This window comes from Streptomyces sp. R41, assembly GCF_041053055.1.
Classification (GTDB): Bacteria; Actinomycetota; Actinomycetes; order Streptomycetales; family Streptomycetaceae; genus Streptomyces.
The window spans coordinates 2,917,467-2,935,720 of the sequence record NZ_CP163443.1; the positions used below are offsets into that span (position 1 = coordinate 2,917,467).

Sequence of the window (18,254 nt, forward strand, 5' to 3'; positions counted from 1 at the left end):
GCCTCCCGCGCGGATGCATTCGCTGCTAGCTTCGAGATTGCGCCTAACAAACGTTTGGTGGAAAGGTAGCTGATGCGCCCATGGGTGTCTCCACCTCGTCCCCGGAAAAGGGGATTTCCGTCGTCACGGTCGACTTCCCGCCGGTGAACGCACTGCCGGTGAAGGGCTGGTACGACTTGGCCGACGCCGTCCGCGCGGCGGGCCGCGACCCCGAGATCCGCTGTGTGGTGCTGAGGGCCGAGGGGCGCGGTTTCAACGCGGGCGTCGACATCAAGGAGATGCAGCGCGACACGGAGGGTCATCGCGCCCTCATAGGCGCCAACCGCGGCTGCTTCGAGGCCTTCGCCGCGGTGTACGAGTGCGAGGTGCCCGTTGTCGCGGCCGTGCAGGGCTTCTGTCTGGGCGGCGGGATCGGGCTCGTGGGGAACGCGGACGCGATCGTGGCGAGCGAGGACGCGACCTTCGGGCTGCCCGAGCTGGACCGGGGCGCACTCGGCGCGGCCACGCATCTGGCCCGCCTCGTACCGCAGCACCTGATGCGCGCCCTGTACTACACCTCGCGCACCGCCACCGCCGCCGAGCTGCACGCGCACGGCTCGGTGTGGAGGGTCGTGCCGCGCGAGGAACTGCACGCGGCCGCCCTGGAGTTGGCGCGCGAGATAGCCGCCAAGGACGGTCACCTCATCCGGCTCGCGAAGGCCGCGATCAACGGAATCGATCCCGTCGACGTGCGCCGCAGCTACCGCTTCGAGCAGGGCTTCACCTTCGAGGCGAACCTCAGCGGGGTCGCCGACCGTGTCCGCGACACCTTCGGAAAGGAGGCCGCCCAGTGAGCGACAAGACCATGTCGGCCGAGGAAGCCGTCGTCCGGCTGGAGAGCGGGATGACCCTCGGCATCGGCGGCTGGGGCTCCCGCCGCAAGCCGATGGCGCTGGTGAGAGCACTGCTCCGCACCGAGATCACCGATCTCACCGTCGTCTCGTACGGCGGCCCGGACGTAGGCCTGCTCGCCGCCGCCGGACGGATACGGAAACTCGTCACCGCCTTCACGACCCTCGACTCGATCCCGCTCGAACCGCACTACCGCGCGGCGCGCGAGAGCGGCGCCTTCGAGCTGATGGAGGTCGACGAGGCGATGTTCATGTGGGGGCTGCGCGCCGCCGCGAACCGCCTGCCCTTCCTGCCCGTGCGGGCCGGGATCGGCTCGGACGTGATGCGGGTCAACCCCGGCCTGCGGACGGTCACTTCGCCGTACGTCGACGAGTCCTCGGGGACACGGGAGGAGTTCGTCGCCATGCCGGCCCTGCGCCTGGACGCGGCCCTGGTCCATATGAACCGGGCGGACCGCCTCGGCAACGGCCAGTACCTGGGTCCGGACCCGTACTTCGACGACCTGTTCTGCGAGGCGGCGGACGCCGCGTATGTGTCATGCGAGCAGCTCGTCGAGAACATCGGCACGGCGGAGCTGACCAAGGAGGCCGCCCCGCAGACGCTGCTGCTCAAGCGGTCGAGCGTGACGGGGGTCGTCGAGACGCCGACCGGCGCGCACTTCACCTCGTGCGTCCCCGACTACGGACGCGACGAGGCCTTCCAGAAGCTGTACGCCACCACGCCGTACGCCGAGTTCGCCGAGCGGTTCCTGGGCGGGGACGAGCACGCCTACCGGAGCGCCGTCCAGGCCTGGCAGAAGGAACAGAAGGGGCAGCACCAGTGACCGTCTCCCGTGCCGAGTACTGCGTGATCGCCTGTGCCGAGGCCTGGCGGGGCGACGGCGAGGTGCTCGCCAGCCCGATGGGCGTGATCCCGGCCATCGGCGCCCGCCTCGCCAAGCGCACCTTCTCGCCCGACCTGCTGCTGACCGACGGCGAAGCCATGCTCGTCGGCCTCGACGGCACACCGGAAGGCTGGCTCCCGTACCGGCAACATCTGACGATGGTCACCGGTGGCCGCCGGCACGTGATGATGGGCGCGAGCCAGATCGACCGCTTCGGCAACCAGAACATCTCCTGCATCGGCGACTGGGCCAAGCCCAAGCGCCAGCTGCTGGGCGTGCGCGGCGCCCCGGTCAACACGCTCAACAACCCGACCAGTTACTGGATCCCGAAGCACTCGCCGCGTGTCTTCGTCGAGCGGGTCGACATGGTGTGCGGGGTGGGGTACGACCGTGCCGCCGCCGCGGGGCCGAGCGCCACGCGCTTCCACCGCATCCCGCGCGTGGTGACCGACCTCGCCGTCCTCGACTTCGCGACGCCCGACCACTCGATGCGCCTCGCCTCACTGCACCCGGGCGTCACGATCGCGCAGGTGAGGGAGGCGACAGGCTTCGCGCTGACCGTCCCCGAAGAGGTGCCGTACACCCGTGATCCGACCCCGGAAGAGCTGGAGTTGATCCGCGCGGTCATCGACCCGAAGGGCACCCGGGATCGCGAGGTCACCGAACCGAAGGGCACACGGGATCGCGAGGTCACCGAACCGAGGAACACGCGGGATCGTGAGGTCCCGGACAGTGGCAGGGTCGGACGCTGATGGACACCGCGCTGACCCGGCTCGTAGGCGTCCGCCACCCCATCGTGCAGACCGGCATGGGCTGGGTGGCGGGCCCACGCCTGGTCTCCGCCACGGCGAACGCCGGCGCGCTGGGCATCCTGGCCTCCGCGACGATGACGCTCGACCAGCTGCGGGACGCCGTACGAGAGGTCAAGTCCCGTACGGACCAGCCGTTCGGTGTGAATCTGCGCGCGGACGCCGGGGACGCGGACGACCGGGTGCGGATCATCGTCGACGAGGGCGTGCGCGTCGCGTCCTTCGCCCTCGCCCCCTCGCGCGAGCTGATAGCCGAGCTGAAGGAGGCGGGCGTGATCGTCGTCCCGTCCATCGGGGCGCGCCGGCACGCCGAGAAAGTGGCCGCCTGGGGCGCCGACGCGGTGATCGTGCAGGGCGGCGAGGGCGGCGGGCACACCGGCGAGGTGGCGACGACCGTGCTGTTGCCGCAGGTGGTGGACGCGGTCGACATCCCGGTCGTGGCGGCGGGCGGCTTCTACGACGGGCGGGGACTGGTGGCGGCGCTGGCGTACGGCGCGGCGGGCATCGCGATGGGTACGCGCTTCCTTCTGACCTCCGACTCGACGGTGCCGGACGCGGTGAAGGCGAGGTATCTGGCAGCGACGGTCAAAGACATCACCGTGACCACGGCGGTGGACGGTCTGCCGCACCGGATGCTGCGTACGGACCTGGTGGACGCCCTGGAGAACTCCGGCCGCGGGAAAGCCCTGCTCCACGCCGTCCGCCGGGCGGCCGGGTTCCGGAAGCTGTTCGGGCTCACCTGGCGACGGATGGTGCGCGACGGGCTCGCCCTGAAGCACGGCAAGGAGCTGTCCTGGAGTCAGGTCCTGCTCGCCGCGAACACCCCGATGCTGCTGAGGTCGGCGATGGTGGACGGGCGTACGGACCTCGGGGTGATGGCGTCCGGGCAGGTCGCCGGGGTGATCGACGACCTGCCGTCGTGCGCCGAGCTGGTGGAGCGGGTGATGGCCGAAGCCACGGAAATCGTCGGCGCGCTGTCGGCGGGCGGTGCTTCAATGCGCGCATGACAGAGACGATCAAAGAGCCCTGGGGGCTCAGTGTGTTCGGTGCCGGCAGCGTGCGGGTCGAACCGCAGCTGGTGCGGGTGAAACTGACGGTGGACGTGCTGGAGCCCGTGCCCGACAGGGCGTTTCAGGAGGCGGGCGCCGCGGTGGCGCGGCTGCGCGATGTGTTGCGCGAGCACGCGATACCGGATGCGTCGGTTTCGGGCTCCCGGCTCAAGCTCAGCTCGGACTACGACGGTTACGGCGGCGAGCGGAAGTTCCTCGGATACCGCTGCCGGGCCTCGTACGTCATCGAGACGGAGGCGCTCGACGACCTCCAGCGGCTGATCGTGGACGCCGTCGATGCCGGGGCGCACCAGATCGACAGCGTGGAGTTCGACGTGCACGACAAGCCGGCGCTGCGGGACGAGGCACGCCGGAAGGCGGTGGCGGCCGCCCGCCGCAAGGCCGAGGTGTACACGGAGGCGGCGGGCGTGCCGCTGGGCCCTGTGGTGCACATCCAGGACGTGGACTCGGAGTCGTACGAGTTCCGCCAGTACCGGGGCCATGGTGGCGGCGGTGGCAGCTCGGCGGGCGATCTCGCGCCCGGAAGGGTGGAGGTGTCCGCGGGCGTGGTGCTGGGCTTCTCCCTAGGACGCTGACGCCCGCCGACAGACTGCCCGCGACCGCGCACCGCCGACCGCCGGGCGTCCACTGCCGACGTATGGCCCTCAGACCCGTTCGATGATCGTCACGTTGGCCTGACCGCCGCCCTCGCACATGGTCTGCAGTCCGAAACGGCCACCCGTGCGCTCCAGTTCATGGAGGAGGGTCGTCATCAGCTTCACACCCGTCGCGCCGAGCGGATGCCCCAGCGCGATCGCGCCACCGTTGACGTTGACCTTGTCCGGGTCCGCGCCGGTCTCCTTCAGCCAGGCCAGGACGACCGGCGCGAACGCCTCGTTGATCTCGACGAGATCGATGTCGCCGATGGACATGCCGGTCTTCTTCAGGGCGTACGCGGTGGCCGGGATGGGGGCCGACAGCATGCGGATGGGATCCTCGCCCCGCACCGAGAGGTGGTGGACTCGCGCGCGGGGCGTCAGCCCGTGTTCGCGGACCGCCCGCTCCGAGGCGAGCAGCATCGCCGCGGCGCCGTCGGAGACCTGGGAGGAGCAGGCGGCGGTGATGGTGCCGCCCTCGACGACCGGTTTCAGGCCCGCCATCTTCTCCAGCGAGGTGTCACGGCGCGGGCCCTCGTCCACGGCGACTTCCCCGTACGCCACCGTCTCGCGCGCGAAGCGCCCCTCGTCGATGGCACGGATCGCCCGCTGATGGGAGCGGAGCGCGAACTCCTCCTGGTCACGGCGGCTGATACCCCACTTGGCGGCGATCAGCTCGGCGCCGTGGAACTGGTTGACGGGCTGGTCGCCGTAGCGCGCCCGCCAGCCCTCGCTGCCCGCGAAGGGCCCTTCGGTGAGACCGAGCGGTTCGGCGGCCTGGCGGGAGGCGAAGGCGATGGGTATCTGCGACATGTTCTGGACGCCGCCGGCGACCACCAGGTCCTGGGTGCCGGACAGCACGCCCTGCGCGGCAAAGTGGATCGCCTGCTGGGAGGACCCGCACTGCCGGTCGATCGTGACGCCCGGCACCTCCTCGGGCAGCCCGGCCGCCAGCCAGCAGGTGCGGGCGATGTCCCCGGCCTGCGGCCCCACCGTGTCCAGGCAGCCGAAGACGACGTCCTCGACGGCGGCCGGGTCGACACCGGACCGCTCGACCAGGGCCCTTAGAACATGCGCTCCGAGGTCGGCCGGGTGGACACCGCTCAGGCCTCCCCCGCGCCGCCCGACGGGCGTGCGGACCGCTTCGACGATGTAGGCCTCGGCCATGACAACTCCCTCGCAGACATGGGTTATTCGCGTACGGAGATCCCGTCGAGGACCATCGAGAGGTACTGCCGGGCGATCTCCTCCGGGCTGTGCTGTCCACCGGGCCGGTACCAGGACGCGGCGACCCACACGGTGTCGCGCACGAACCGGTAGGTGAGCCGGATGTCGAGGTCGGCCCGGAAGACCTCGGCATCGACGCCGCGCTCCAGCGTGCTCAGCCACGCCTTCTCGAAGTTGCGCTGCGACTCGGCGAGGAAGGCGAAGCGCTGCTGGGCGGCGAGGTGCTTGGACTCCTTCTGGTAGATGGCGACGGCGGCGCGGTGCCGGTCGATCTCCCGGAAGGACTCGGTGACCAGGGCCTCCAGGGTCTCCCGGGGGTCCAGTTCGGCGTCCAGGACGGTGTCGTACCCGTTCCACAGCTCGTCGAGGAAGGTCCGCAGGATTTCCTCCAGCATCGATTCCTTGGAGTCGAAGTGGTAGTAGAGGCTGCCCGCGAGCATCCCGGCCTCGTCCGCGATCTTGCGGACGGTGGTGGCGTTGTAGCCCTGCTCGGCGAAGACCTCGGCGGCGGTGTCGAGGAGTTCGCGGCGGCGCTCCGGCGAGGCGGTCACCTGGGGCTTCTTCTTGGTAGGCACGGGTCCATTGTCGTCCTAGGCGCGCTGACTACTGACGGAGACGACCTCACCCGTCATGTACGAGGAGTAGCCCGACGCCAGGAACACGATCACGTTGGCCACCTCCCATGGCTCGGCGTGGCGTCCGAAGGCCTCGCGCGCGGTCAGCTCTTCGAGGAGCTCGGGTGTGGTGACCTTGGCGAGGTGCGGGTGCATGGCGAGGCTCGGTGACACCGCGTTGACTCGCACTCCGTACGCGGCGGCCTCGATGGCGGCGCATCGGGTGAGCGCCATGACGCCGGCCTTCGCGGCGGCGTAGTGGGCCTGGCCTGCCTGGGCGCGCCAGCCGACGACGGAGGCGTTGTTCACGACGACCCCGCCCCCGTCCTGCTCCTTGAGCCGGCGCAGGGCTGCCCGGGTGCACCGGAACGTGCCGTTCAACGTCACGTCGAGCACCTTCGACCACTGCTCGTCGGTCATGTCGACGAGAGCGGAAGTGCCGCCCAGGCCCGCGTTGTTGACGACGACGTCCAGGCCGCCGTGCAGTCCGGCGGCCGTGTCGAAGAGGGACTGGACCTGGTCCTCGTCGGTGACGTCGCAGGGCAGTGCGGCGACACTCGCGGCACCGAACTCCTCGGCGAGTGCCTGCTCGGCCTCCTTGAGCCGCCGCGCGTGCGCGTCGCTGATCAGCACGCGCGCGCCCTCCTCCAGAAACCGACGGGCCGTGGCTCCGCCGATCCCGGCACCCGCGGCGGCGGTGACAACGGCGGTGCGCCCCTTCAGCAGCCCGTGCCCAGGCACGTACTCCGGACCCTCGACGTCTGTCATGACTCCACGCTAACCTACCAAACACTTGTTAGGGAAGGTTGCCGCAGAGATCACCGCCGAAAGGTGCCGCCGATGGATCTCGCCCACTCGCCCGCCGACGAGGCGTTCCGCGCCGAGGCCCGGGCCTGGCTCGACGCCCACGTCCCGGCCGTCCCCCTCCCCTCGCTGGAGACCGAGGAGGGCTTCGGCGCGCACCGCGCGTGGGAGGCCGAACTGGCCGCGGACCGCTGGTCGGTGGTGTCCTGGCCGACGGCGTACGGCGGCCGGGGCGCGGACATCGTCCGCTGGCTGGTCTTCGAGGAGGAGTACTACGCGGCGGGCGCGCCGGGCCGGGTCAGCCAGAACGGCATCAGCCTCCTCGCGCCGACACTCTTCGACCACGGGACGCGGGAGCAACGCGCGCGCGTGCTGCCGTCGATGGCCACGGGCGAGGTCATCTGGGCGCAGGCCTGGTCCGAGCCCGAGGCGGGCTCCGACCTGGCCTCCCTCACCTCGCGCGCGGTGCGCACGGACGGCGGCTGGCTGCTGAGTGGGCAGAAGACCTGGTCGTCGAGGGCCGCGTTCGCCGACCGCGCCTTCGGTCTGTTCCGCAGCGATCCGGACACCCCGAAACCCCACCAGGGCCTGACCTACCTGATGTTCGACCTGCGCGCGCCGGGCGTGACGGTCCGCCCGATCGGCCGTCTGGACGGCAGACCGGCCTTCGCGGAGCTCTTCCTGGACGACGTGTTCGTCCCGGACGAGGACGTGATCGGCGAGCCGGGCCAGGGCTGGCGGGTCGCCATGTCGACCGCGGGCAACGAACGCGGGCTGACGCTGCGCTCACCGGGCCGCTTCCTCGCTGCCGCCGAGCGGCTGGTGGACCTCTGGCGCACCTGGGCGGACCCCTCGGACACAGCCCTGCGCGACCGGGTGGCCGACGCGGTGATCGGCGCCCGCGCCTACCAGCTCTTCACGTACGCCAACGCCTCCCGTTTCCTCGACGGCGAGAGCATCGGCCCGGAGTCCAGCCTGAACAAGGTCTTCTGGTCCGAGTACGACATCGCGCTGCACGAGACCGCACTCGATCTGCTGGGCCCGGAGGGCGAGTTGGCGGACACCGACTGGTCCGAGGGGTACGTCTTCTCCCTCGCGGGTCCCATTTACGCGGGCACCAACGAGATCCAGCGCGACATCATCGCCGAGCGGCTGCTCGGCCTCCCGAAGGGACGCCGCTGATGCGTTTCCTCCTCGACACCGAGCAGCGCGCCTTCGCGGCCTCCCTGGACGCGATGCTGACCTCCGCGGACACCCCGGCGGCTGTCCGCGCCTGGGCCGCGGGCGACCACACCCCGGGCCGCGCCCTGTGGTCCCGCCTCGCCGACGCGGGCGTCTTCGCGCTGGCGATACCCGAGGCGTACGAAGGTGTGGGCCCCCTTCCCGTGGAACTGGCCGTCGCTTTCGTGGAGTTGGGCCGACACGCGGCGCCTGGCCCGCTGGTGGAGACGGTGGCGGCGGCCGCGCTCCTGTCCTCGCTCGGCGAATCGGGCCCCGCCAAGCGCCTCCTGCCGACGCTTGCCTCGGGCGAGGCGGTGGCCACGGTGGCCCTGCCGGGCGGGGGGCCGTATCTGCTGGACGGGGACGCGGCTGAGGTGCACCTGACGGTGCGGAACACCGCGAAGACCGCCGAGTTGCACCTGACACAGGCGCCGGTCCACGCGTCCACGCCGACCACGACCCCGACAGCCGCCGGCGATACCGACAGCAGCGGCTCGCCGGCCGCGACGCACGGCACGACAGCTCAAGCTCCGGTCCGCAGCCACCAGCACGCGCACAGCGGCAGCGGCAGCGGCAGCGGCAGCGGCAGCGGCAGCGGCAGCGGCAGCGGCAGCGGCAGCGGCAGCGGCAGCGGCAGCGGCAGCGGCAGCGGCAGCGGCAGCGGCAGCGGCAGCGGCAGCGGCAGCGGCAGCGGCAGCGGCAGCGGCAGCGGCACAACGGGATCGGGCGCGCCGGGACACGGGGCCTCTCAGCCCTCCGGGATCTCCGCACTCCCCGGGACCTCTGCCGGCTCCGCAACCCCCGGCGCCCCCAGCACCCCCGGAACCCCTGGAACCCCCGCGACGTCCACACCCCCCGCGCCCCCCGCGACTTCCCTCCGCCCCTCCCTCGACCCGGCCCGCCGGCTAACCCGCCCCCGCCCGGGCGCTGAGCTCCTCACCACGGGCCCGCACGTGGCCCGCGCCGCCGTCCACGCCCTCACCTGGGCTCGTCTCGCCACCGCTGCCCAAGCCCTGGGGGTGGGGCTGGCTCTCCTCGACCGGACGGTCGGCTACGTGAAGCAGCGCAGCCAGTTCGGGGTGCCCATCGGCTCGTTCCAGGCAGTCAAGCATCAGCTGGCGGACGCGAAGATCGCCCTGGAGTTCGCGCGGCCGCTCCTCTTCGGAGCCGCCCTGTCGATGGCCCCGGCCGATGTGGCCGCCGCGAAGGTCACGGCCTGCGAGGCCGCGTACGCGACCGCCCGTACCGCGCTGCAACTGCACGGCGCGATCGGCTACACGGCCGAGTACGACCTCTCCCTCTGGCTCACCAAGGCCCGTGCCCTGCGCACCGCGTGGGGCACGCCGGCGGAGTGCCGGGCCGAGGTCCTCAGTGGTGATGGTCCTCGCTCGTGAGCTCCCGGTACTCCTCGACGGTCGGCTTCGCAATCTGCGTACCGGGTCCGTACAGGGCCCGGGCCAGCCGGGCGCGCAGCCGGCGGGAGGGCCCCACCCGGCGGGCGACGCCGTTCGCGTCGACGAGCGGCCCCACCTCGTACGGCGGCGCCTGCTCGTGCTGGGTCAGGGTGAACCGCTGCGACTGCGTGAGCGGTTCGTGGACCTCGACGTACTCGCCGTGCGGGAGCCGCTTGATGATGCCGGACTCGCGCCCGTGCAGCACCTTGTCGCGGTCCCGGCGTTGCAGCCCCAGACAGATCCGTTTCGTGACGACGAAGGCGAGCGCGGGCCCGACGAAGACGGCGACCCGTACGAACCAGGTGATCGCGTTGATCGAGAGATGGAAGTGGGTGGCCCACAGGTCGTTGCCCCCGCCGACGAGCAGGACGGCGTAGAGCGTCAGCCAGGCGACGCCGAGCCCGGTGCGGGTGGGCACGTTGCGCGGCCGGTCCAGGATGTGGTGCTCACGTCTGTCCCCGGTGACCCACGCCTCGATGAACGGATAGACGGCGATGGCGGTCATGATGAGCGGGAAGAGGGAGAAGGGGATGAAGACGCCCAACTGCAGGGTGTGGCCCCAGGCGTTGATCTCCCATCCCGGCATCACCCGGATCAGCCCCTCGGAGAACCCCAGATACCAGTCGGGTTGCGCGCCGGTGGTCACCAGGTCGGGCCGGTAGGGCCCGAAGGCCCACACGGGGTTGATCGTCGCGATCGCACCCATCACCGACAGCACGCCGAAGACGAGGAAGAAGAAGCCGCCCGCCTTGGCCATGTAGACGGGCATGAACGGCATGCCGATCACGGACTTCTGGTCCCGTCCGGGCCCGGGGTACTGCGTGTGCTTGTGGTAGAAGACCAGGATCAGATGGGCGACGACCAGGCCCAGCATGATCCCGGGCAGCAGGAGTACATGGATCGGGAAGAAGCGCGGAATGATGTCGTGCCCCGGGAACTCCCCTCCGAAAAGGAAGAAGGAGAGGTACGTCCCCACGATCGGGACCGACAGGATGGCGCCCTGCGCGAAGCGGACGCCGGTGCCGGAGAGCAGGTCGTCGGGGAGCGAGTAGCCGGTCAGGCCGGTGATGAGGCCGAGCATCAACAGGGTCCAGCCGAACAGCCAGTTGACCTCGCGCGGCTTGCGGAACGCGCCGGTGAAGAACACTCGCATCATGTGCACGAGCATCCCGGCGAGGAAGACGAGCGCCGCCCAGTGGTGGATCTGCCGGATCAGCAGTCCGCCGCGCACGTCGAAGCTGATGTCGAGCGTGGACTCGTACGCCCGCGTCATGATGATGCCGTTCAGCGGCTTGTACGAGCCGTGGTAGACGACCTCGACGCCGCTCGGCTCGAAGAACAGGGTGAGATAGACGCCGGTGAGGATCAGGATGAGGAAGCTGTAGAGGCAGACCTCGCCGAGCATGAACGACCAGTGGTCCGGAAAGACCTTGCGCATATTGGCCTTGGCCAGCGCGTAGATGCCCAGTCGCCCGTCGGCCCAGTCCGCGAGCCGCTCCCCTTTGCCGGCCTCGTCCCGCCGCCCGGCACTCGACGTCCCGACACCTGAAGTCCCCGTAGCCCGCGCGGAGTTGATCTCTCGTGCGCCCATACGCCGCTCCCCTCGGCCCCCCAGGGTGGCATGACGCCTCCCCGAAGCCAACGGGGCGTCACGAGCCGAGCTCGGCACCCCGTGGCACGAGACCGATGACAGCGGTACGCCCCATCGCACGCAGCTCGGCGTCCTCGCCGGTCAGCAGCGCGGCGTCGTACCGCCCGAGGGTCAGTCCGGCCACCTCGGCGGTCCCCTCGAGCGCGACGACCAGCACGGCCGGCCCCGCCGGGACAGCGACCGGCAGCCGGGAACGCACCACCCTGACGGTCGGGACCGCCGCACCGCCCCTGCGCCACATGACATTGAGGTTCACGACCGGCCCCCCGAGCAGCCGGCAGTCGGTCGCCAGGTCACCGGGGAAGCCCTGAGGCACATACCGCGTATCGACACGACGATGTTCGCCCCCGACGGTCAGGTCCATCCCCTCGCCCTCGACCATGGTGAGGATCCGGTCCACCCCGGCGAACGCCGAGAACGGCCCGTCGGCGCCGACGTCGGCGAGGCTCACTCGCCGCACGAAGTCGCCCATGTCCGCGCCCTCGGGCCAGGCGGCGATCTCACGGGTCACCCCGCCGCCGTTCTTCCAGGGCACGGCGACCCGCTCGGCGGCGGGCAGGGATCGTACGGTCACTGCACGATCCCCCGCGCCCTTGCCGCCACCAGCCACTGCGGGAACTCCGCCACCAGCCGGTCGTACAGCTCCCCGTCGGACACCTTCCGCGGATCCGAACCGGCGTGGAAGAACCCGGCGTTGTCGAGGACCCGCTTCTGCGGCACCGCCAACTCGTCCAGTTTGCGCAGGAATTCGAACTGCCTACTCCCCGGATCCCCGAACCCTATGAACTGCCAGAACAGCGGAAGCTTGGCCGCCTTGCACAAGTACCGTTCGGCGGCGAGCTTGTTGATCGGCCCGCCGTCGGTCTGGAAGACGACGAGGGCGGGGTCCTTGGAGCCGCTGTCCAGGTAGTGGTCGATGACGGCGTCCATGGCGAGGTGGTAGCTGGTCTTGCCCATGTGCCCGAGCCCGGCCACGATCCGCTCGATGCGACCTTGGTGGTTGTCGAGCGCGATGTCGGTGACGGCGTCGATGTCCGTCGAGAAGAAGACGACCGGCACCGTCCCGTCGTCGTCGAAGTGGGCCGCCATCCCGAGTACCCGGTCGGCGAGCGCCTGCACACTGCCGTCCTGGTAGTACGGCTTCATCGACCCCGAGTAGTCGACCACCAGATACACGGCGGCCCGCTGACCGTTCAGCCCGTGCTTGGTGAGGGAGACCCCCGCGCTCTTGTACAGACTGACCAGCGCGGGCGCGGTCTCCTCCACCTTGGTGAGGCTGATTCCGGCCATGCGGGGGCTCCCATCGCGCGAGGGTTACGGAAACGCCGAGATTACGTCACCGCAGGCACCCCGGGCCCCTGCCGTCCCACCCGGCCACAGGTGTTCGCTATTTTGTTCGCCGCCGACCCCACCGGCTGATCGTTCCCCCATCCCGTTGCACTCCGAGGAGCCGGCCGTGGAGCCCGAGTCCGCCGTCACCACCTGCTATCGCCATCCAAAGGTGGAGTCCCATGTGCGCTGCACCCGGTGCGACCGCTACATCTGCCCGGACTGCATGCGCGAGGCGGCGGTCGGCCACCAGTGCGTGGAGTGCGTGAAGGAGGGCGCGCGCTCGATCCGCCAGGCCCGCACGGCCTTCGGCGGCCGTATCTCCACGGTGCCTCTGGTGACGTACGCCCTGATCGGCCTCAACGTACTCGCCTATCTGGCCGAGTTGGTGCGTACGTCGGTCGTGGACCGGTTCGAGATGCTGGGCGCCGGTCTGCTGGGGCCCGACGGCGGTCACTACATGTGGCAGTCCCCTTACCCGTCGGACTTCCACCCGGAGGGGGTCGTCGACGGCGAGTGGTACCGGCTGCTGACCGGGGCGTTCCTCCATCTTCCGCCCACCGAGGGCACGTTCGGGATCCTGCACATCGTGATGAACATGGTCTCGCTGTGGAACATCGGCCGGGTCGTGGAGGCCCAGCTCGGCCGCGCCCGCTACATCACCCTCTACCTCCTCTCGGCACTCGGCGGCTCCGTCCTCGTCCTGCTGATCGCGCCGGACACCCCCACGCTCGGCGCGTCAGGCGCGATCTTCGGCCTGGGAGCGGCCTACTACGTGATGGCCCGCCGACTGGGCGCGGACATGCGGAGCGTCAACCGCTTCATGGCGGGCCTGCTGATCTGGCTGCTGATCTCGGCGGGGCTCACCTCGTGGCAGGGCCACCTCGGCGGCCTGCTGGCGGGCGGCGTCGTGACGTTCGCCTACGCGTACGCACCCCGCGACCACCGCCGCACCCCGATCCAGGCCGCGGCCTGCGCCGGGCTGCTGATCCTGCTGGTCGTGTCGGCGCTGGGCAAGGTGATGGAGCTGAAGAACGGAACGGCGTAACGGCGGCCCCGAGGACTACACGGCGGACGTGGAGGCCCCCGGCGTACAGGCGGAACCACCCCCAGCCACGGCGGGCGCCACCCACTAGGCACCCGGCGCCGGGGATGCCGTCGGGGTGGGTGCACTGCCGGCGCTCGCAGGGTGCCGCTGCGCCCACCCGTGCCGCCCCAGCGGCACGATTGCCCGCAGCTGAGCCCCCACGGCCCCGCACCCGCCCACGCACGCCCCCACTCACCCGCACCCGCCCACGCACGGAAGGGGCCGTGCCGGTACATCACATGCCCCGTCGCTTACGTGGTTGCCAACAGGCAGAGCCATGCAAGCCAAGCGATCTGCCACCGGCGACGGGGCGGATGTACCGGCACGGCCCCGACCCACCCACCGACGGAACGCGATACGCCCACCCACACCCGCACCCGCACCCCGTGCGCACCCCCGCCGTACGCTGTGCGCCATGAAACGCGCTGGTTGCCTCCTGTTCGCCACCGTCCCACTCCTCGTTACCGCGGCGGTCTACTTCGTCACGCCCGAGCACAAGGACGCGCAGAACGCCAAGGGCAGCACGTCCGCCGCGGAGCAGGCGCGCGAGGACGCCAAGGCGCACGCCGAGCGCACGGCCGAGCAGGCGGCCGACGACGAGCTGATCGCCGACCTGCCGCCCGGCCTCGCCGCCCCGGCCAAGAAAGAGCTCGCGCAGCAGATCGTGGCGAGCGCCGAGAACTCCACCCTCGACTGGCGCAGCGCATACGCCTACATCGAGGACATCGGCGACGGCCAGGGCTACACCGCGGGCATCATCGGCTTCTGCACCGGCACCCACGACCTGCTCACCCTGGTCGAGCGCTACACGAAGGACCACCCGGCCAACGGCCTCGCCCGCTACCTCCCCGCCCTGCGCAAGGTCGACGGCACGGGCTCCCACGAGGGCCTCGACGGCTTCCCGGCCGCCTGGCGCAAGGAGGCCGGTGTCACCGCCTTCCGCAAGGCCCAGGACAGCGAACGCGACCGCGTCTACTTCGACCCCGCCGTCCGCCTCGCCAAACTCGACGGACTCGGCACCCTCGGCCAGTTCATCTACTACGACGCCATGGTCCTGCACGGCCCCGGCACCAACCCCGACAGCTTCTACGGCCTGCGCGAACGCGCGATGCGCGAGGCCGACCTCCCCTCCGAGGGCGGCAGCGAGAAGTCGTACCTCGACATCTTCCTCGACATGCGCCGTACGACCATGAAGTCCAAGAACCCGGACCGCGACACCACCCGCATCGACACGGCCCAACGGCAGTTCCTGTACGACGGGAACCTGGACCTGCGCACACCGCTGCGGTGGAAGGTGTACGGGGAGACGTACCACGTGCCGTAGCGCCGCTCAACGGACCGTAGCGCCGCTCAGCACGTAGCGCCCTCAGCGGATCCACTTCTCCTTCAGCACCCCCTCCGCCGCTTTGCCATGCGGGGTGTACGCGAGCTTCACCGGCGTCTCCCCGCTGTCCGGCCAGTCGTCCCACATCCACCAGCACACCCCGGCCCACCACCGCCGACCCTCGAAGGACTCCAGCAACGCCCGGTACGCGGCGGCCTGTTCGGCGTCTGAGGTGCGGTTGCTGACGGTCCAGGAGTAGGGAGCGGTCGTGGAGCCGCGCTGGCTCACGTACCCGGCCTCCGTGAACAGGATCCGCCGACCCTGCCGCGCCGAGAACGCGGCGAGGCTCTTCCCGATCGGCTCCCACGCGCGGCGCAGCCGGGCCGTGTCGTCCGTGGGCGTGGCGGACAGCGGCCAGTAGGCGTCGATCCCGATGAGGTCGAGCGCCTTCCAGAAGCGGATCTTCCGGTACTCGTCGTAGTTGGCGGCATAGGTGAGCGGTCCGTCGTACCGGTCGCGGACCGCCGCGACGACCTCGGTCCAGGCCGTCCGGTCGCCCGAGACTCCGGCCAGTTCGGTGCCGACCACGAACTGCTCGGTGTCCGTCTGGGCCGCGAGGTCCGCGTAGTGGGTGATGAACTTCCGGTACGCGGCGAACCAGGCGGCCCGGTCCCGGGGACGGATCTCGGCGCGGTCCACATCACCCGGCAGATCCACGTGCGGCTTGATCATCACCTTCAGGCCGGCCCGGTGCGCCCGGCGCACGATCCGGCGCAGACTCGCGTCGCTCGCGGTCTCCTCCGTGCTGTGCAGGGTCGAGTCGCCGACGTGCGTCTGGTACCAGGTCGGGGTGAAGGCGACCCAGCGTGCGCCGGTCGCCCTGATGTCCCGCAGATACGTGGCCGCGGCCGGGCTGTCGTAGTCGGTGCGGGACCAGGAGGGCAGCGCGATGCCCCGCATGACCGACGCCTTCTCGGACACCTCGGAATCCTGGGACTTCTTCTCGGCCCCGGCCTTGCCGCCGGAGTCGGCCCCCCGCACCTGTGTGCAGCCCGTCACGGCGAGGAGGACCGCTGCCACGGTGGCAGCGGTCCTCCTCAGGGCCTGTGCCCTCACAGGGCGGCCGGACTGACGAAGGTGTAGCCGAGCGCCTTGATCCCGGCGATCGTGTCCTTCAGCGGCTGGAGCGGGAAGTACGGGTGGTAGAAGAAGCTGGCGAATCCGTCCCGGACCGCGAGATTGGCCTTGGCCGAGGCGATGAGATCGGCGGGCAGCCGCGGCGGGTGATTGTTGTACGCCTCCGGCTCGTAATTCCCGAGATTCTCCGGAACCACCTTCGTCCCATACACATCACGCACCATATACGGGAAGAACTGTCCGATGAATCGGTTCGGGTCCGACGAGGCACCACTCAAAGTTCCCGCGAAATAAAGCGAACGTTCGAGCCGGGCCGAGAAATTCGAACTGAATACCTTGTAGTCGGCGGCCGAGCCCGCGTAGTGCGGGGTGGTCCACAGCGCCGGCTTCGCCAGGCCCGCCCTGGTGAACTCGGCGAGCGCGCTGGTGATCCGGCCCTGGGCCCACACCGTCGAGTCCTCGGGGACCGGACCGTCGTAGACGACGTTGTTCGCGGCGTCCACATGGGCCCGGTAGAACTCGAAGTCGTCGCCGCTCACACCGTTGTACGGGTTGGCGATGTTGCCGTACTGGTGGGTGTATCCGTGGTCCATCAGGACCGCGCCCCGGGCGATCATGTACTTCAGGGCGCTGACCACCTGCGGTCGCTGCGAGAGCGTGAAGGTCTCGGGGACACCGTTGTTGTAGGTGCCGTTCGGGTCGGTGTAGACGGGGATCACGTTGATGCCGTACGGGATCCGCTGGGAGTACAAGTAGTCGGCCATGGAGCGCAGTTCGGCCGGGTCCGAGTTGGGGCTGATGTCCTCGAGGCGGACGATCGCCCGGTGCCGCTCGGCCGTGGTGGGCGCGAGGGCGTCGAAGAGCAGGTCCTCGAAAGCGATGACGCGGTCGCTCTCGGAGACGTAGGCGAACGGGATCTCACCGATGTACGTGAGGTTGGACGACCTGACCGCCCAGCCGAAGGTGTGCCCGTTCGAGGTGTCCAGGCCCTCCGCGAGCCGGGTGACCACCGGATATCCCGTCCCCGTCAGGACGTTGGGGCGCAGCACGCCGCCGTCCTGCCCGGCGGGGATGTTCCGGGTGAGGGGCTGGCCCTTGTACGTCACCTGCGTCACGGTGCCGATGGATCCGCCGTCCTCGTAGTACGACGTCGTCGGGTCCCAGCCGTACTTCTGGGTGAACTGGGCTACGCCCGCGGCGTTCGCCATGTTCCAGATGTTGGCGCCGATCCAGGTCACGGGCTTGGTGGTGGTCAGCGCGTCCTGGTAGAAGGCGGCCGGGATCACGTCCGGGACGTCACCGCCGTAGTAGGTCGAGCCGATGTAGACGACGGCCGTGTACGAGTCGAGCATGCCCGCGGTGTACTGCTGGACCGGCTTGGCCGTCACGGTGCCGAAGTGTCCTGCGAGATTGGCCGTGGCCATCGCGTACAGCTCGCCCAACTGCCCGTAGGGGCCTGCCGTGTCGTAGAGCACGAGCGCCGACGGGTTGGCCTCGGCGGCCAGGTCGGCGGCCGGCTTCAGCGCGGCCGGCTTCAGCAGGGCCGCCTGCTGCCGCAGGGCCGTGGCGGACGAGCGGGTGGACGTGGCCGACGCCGTGGCGACCGACAGGCCGGTCGTCCTCGTCCGGGGTTTGCCGTGGCGCTGCTTGTCGGCCTTGACCTGGGCCTTGGCCCAGCCCTTGAGGTCGACGCGGTTCATCCCGGAGGAGGTGCCGCGGACCTCTCCGGGGTGCCTGCCGTGCCCCGCCGCCTGGGCGGACGAGGTCACGAAAGCACCGCCCAGCAGGGCGGCGACGAGCATCAGGGCAAGGGTGATCCTGGAGGTTCCCCGTCGCCTCCCGAAGATTCCCCGTCGCCTCCGGGACTGGTTCCACACTGGTCTCATGATGTTTATCCCCCCACTTTGCCAATCATTGACAAAGGCTTTTCTTCTTCCGGGAAGCCCCCGATTCTTGTGACGGTCCACAAGAGTGTCAACGGGCCGTTCGGTGAATTCCTCGGGACCCATCAGACCCTGTCGAAAGATCCGGTGTCCTCAATTTCCGATTGAGCTTCTGGACGGCCTTGTACGTCTGCTACGTTCGCCTTCCACGCGTTGGGGACGCGTGGTGATAAGT

General features: G+C 70.2%; 16 protein-coding genes and 2 pseudogenes. 10 read left to right on the plus strand and 8 right to left on the minus strand.

The features are described from left to right. Window positions 1-80: 80 nt before the first annotated feature. Genes AB5J53_RS13695 through AB5J53_RS13715 form a run of 5 tightly spaced genes read left to right on the plus strand, consistent with a single transcriptional unit; the run spans window position 81 to window position 4,228 of the window. A complete protein-coding gene (locus AB5J53_RS13695; RefSeq protein WP_369245906.1) occupies window positions 81-833 on the plus strand; it encodes an enoyl-CoA hydratase family protein in 753 nt (250 codons plus the stop codon). After that, the gene (locus AB5J53_RS13700) at window positions 830-1,714 is read left to right on the plus strand and encodes a CoA transferase subunit A (RefSeq protein WP_369245907.1); all 885 of its coding nucleotides are present in this window, start codon (window positions 830-832) and stop codon (window positions 1,712-1,714) included. The genes AB5J53_RS13695 and AB5J53_RS13700 overlap by 4 nt, the downstream gene beginning before the upstream one ends. Then, window positions 1,711-2,526 (plus strand): CoA-transferase subunit beta, encoded by an 816-nt coding sequence (locus tag AB5J53_RS13705; protein WP_369245908.1) that lies wholly within the window; start codon window positions 1,711-1,713, stop codon window positions 2,524-2,526. Before AB5J53_RS13700 ends, AB5J53_RS13705 begins: the two co-directional genes overlap by 4 nt. Continuing rightward, complete coding sequence (locus AB5J53_RS13710) at window positions 2,526-3,590, plus strand: NAD(P)H-dependent flavin oxidoreductase (RefSeq protein ID WP_369245909.1); 1,065 nt, start codon at window positions 2,526-2,528, stop codon at window positions 3,588-3,590. The genes AB5J53_RS13705 and AB5J53_RS13710 overlap by 1 nt, the downstream gene beginning before the upstream one ends. Continuing rightward, window positions 3,587-4,228, plus strand: coding sequence for an SIMPL domain-containing protein (locus AB5J53_RS13715; protein WP_369245910.1), 642 nt, complete (start codon window positions 3,587-3,589; stop codon window positions 4,226-4,228). Before AB5J53_RS13710 ends, AB5J53_RS13715 begins: the two co-directional genes overlap by 4 nt. A gap of 69 nt (window positions 4,229-4,297) precedes the next feature. Here the strand turns inward: AB5J53_RS13715 and AB5J53_RS13720 are convergent, their stop codons facing one another. From AB5J53_RS13720 to AB5J53_RS13730, 3 genes are read right to left on the minus strand one after another with little or no spacing between them, the layout of a single operon-like run. Continuing rightward, entirely contained in the window at window positions 4,298-5,455 is a 1,158-nt protein-coding gene (locus AB5J53_RS13720) for an acetyl-CoA C-acetyltransferase (RefSeq protein ID WP_369245911.1), read from the minus strand. A 23-nt stretch (window positions 5,456-5,478) separates the two neighbouring features. Further along, on the minus strand, window positions 5,479-6,090 hold the full coding sequence (locus AB5J53_RS13725; RefSeq protein WP_369245912.1) for a TetR/AcrR family transcriptional regulator: 612 nt from the start codon (window positions 6,088-6,090) through the stop codon (window positions 5,479-5,481). Between the two features lie 15 nt (window positions 6,091-6,105). After that, window positions 6,106-6,897 (minus strand): SDR family oxidoreductase, encoded by a 792-nt coding sequence (locus AB5J53_RS13730; RefSeq protein ID WP_369245913.1) that lies wholly within the window; start codon window positions 6,895-6,897, stop codon window positions 6,106-6,108. A 72-nt stretch (window positions 6,898-6,969) separates the two neighbouring features. On the opposite strand from AB5J53_RS13730, the gene AB5J53_RS13735 reads away from it, so the two are divergent. From AB5J53_RS13735 to AB5J53_RS13745, 3 genes and pseudogenes are all read left to right on the plus strand, one after another. Continuing rightward, window positions 6,970-8,115, plus strand: a complete 1,146-nt coding sequence (locus AB5J53_RS13735; protein ID WP_369245914.1) for an acyl-CoA dehydrogenase family protein — start codon at window positions 6,970-6,972, stop codon at window positions 8,113-8,115. Beyond that, window positions 8,115-8,543, plus strand: a pseudogene (locus tag AB5J53_RS13740) (acyl-CoA dehydrogenase family protein); the annotation flags it as partial. The gene AB5J53_RS13735 and the pseudogene AB5J53_RS13740, both read left to right, overlap by 1 nt. Window positions 8,544-9,029: 486 nt before the next feature. Further along, window positions 9,030-9,548: pseudogene (locus AB5J53_RS13745) on the plus strand (acyl-CoA dehydrogenase family protein); the annotation flags it as partial. Here the strand turns inward: AB5J53_RS13745 and AB5J53_RS13750 are convergent. From AB5J53_RS13750 to AB5J53_RS13760, 3 genes are read right to left on the minus strand one after another with little or no spacing between them, the layout of a single operon-like run. Continuing rightward, window positions 9,523-11,199, minus strand: coding sequence for a cytochrome bc complex cytochrome b subunit (locus tag AB5J53_RS13750; protein WP_369245915.1), 1,677 nt, complete (start codon window positions 11,197-11,199; stop codon window positions 9,523-9,525). The pseudogene AB5J53_RS13745 and the gene AB5J53_RS13750 overlap by 26 nt on opposite strands. Window positions 11,200-11,257: 58 nt before the next feature. After that, window positions 11,258-11,833, minus strand: a complete 576-nt coding sequence (locus AB5J53_RS13755) for a HutD family protein (RefSeq protein ID WP_369245916.1) — start codon at window positions 11,831-11,833, stop codon at window positions 11,258-11,260. After that, window positions 11,830-12,549, minus strand: coding sequence for a VWA domain-containing protein (locus AB5J53_RS13760; protein WP_369245917.1), 720 nt, complete (start codon window positions 12,547-12,549; stop codon window positions 11,830-11,832). Before AB5J53_RS13760 ends, AB5J53_RS13755 begins: the two co-directional genes overlap by 4 nt. A gap of 166 nt (window positions 12,550-12,715) precedes the next feature. On the opposite strand from AB5J53_RS13760, the gene AB5J53_RS13765 reads away from it, so the two are divergent. Beyond that, window positions 12,716-13,636 carry a rhomboid family intramembrane serine protease gene (locus tag AB5J53_RS13765; protein ID WP_369245918.1) on the plus strand — a complete coding sequence of 307 codons (921 nt, stop codon included), beginning with the start codon at window positions 12,716-12,718 and terminating at the stop codon, window positions 13,634-13,636. A gap of 454 nt (window positions 13,637-14,090) precedes the next feature. Beyond that, window positions 14,091-14,999 carry a chitosanase gene (locus AB5J53_RS13770; RefSeq protein WP_369245919.1) on the plus strand — a complete coding sequence of 303 codons (909 nt, stop codon included), beginning with the start codon at window positions 14,091-14,093 and terminating at the stop codon, window positions 14,997-14,999. 42 nt (window positions 15,000-15,041) lie between these two features. Here the strand turns inward: AB5J53_RS13770 and AB5J53_RS13775 are convergent, their stop codons facing one another. Both AB5J53_RS13775 and AB5J53_RS13780 read right to left on the minus strand, forming a co-directional pair. Further along, window positions 15,042-16,079 carry a hypothetical protein gene (locus tag AB5J53_RS13775; protein WP_369245920.1) on the minus strand — a complete coding sequence of 346 codons (1,038 nt, stop codon included), beginning with the start codon at window positions 16,077-16,079 and terminating at the stop codon, window positions 15,042-15,044. Window positions 16,080-16,111: 32 nt separating this feature from the next. Continuing rightward, on the minus strand, window positions 16,112-17,938 hold the full coding sequence (locus AB5J53_RS13780) for a DUF2334 domain-containing protein (protein WP_369245921.1): 1,827 nt from the start codon (window positions 17,936-17,938) through the stop codon (window positions 16,112-16,114). Between the last annotated feature and the right edge of the window lie 316 nt (window positions 17,939-18,254).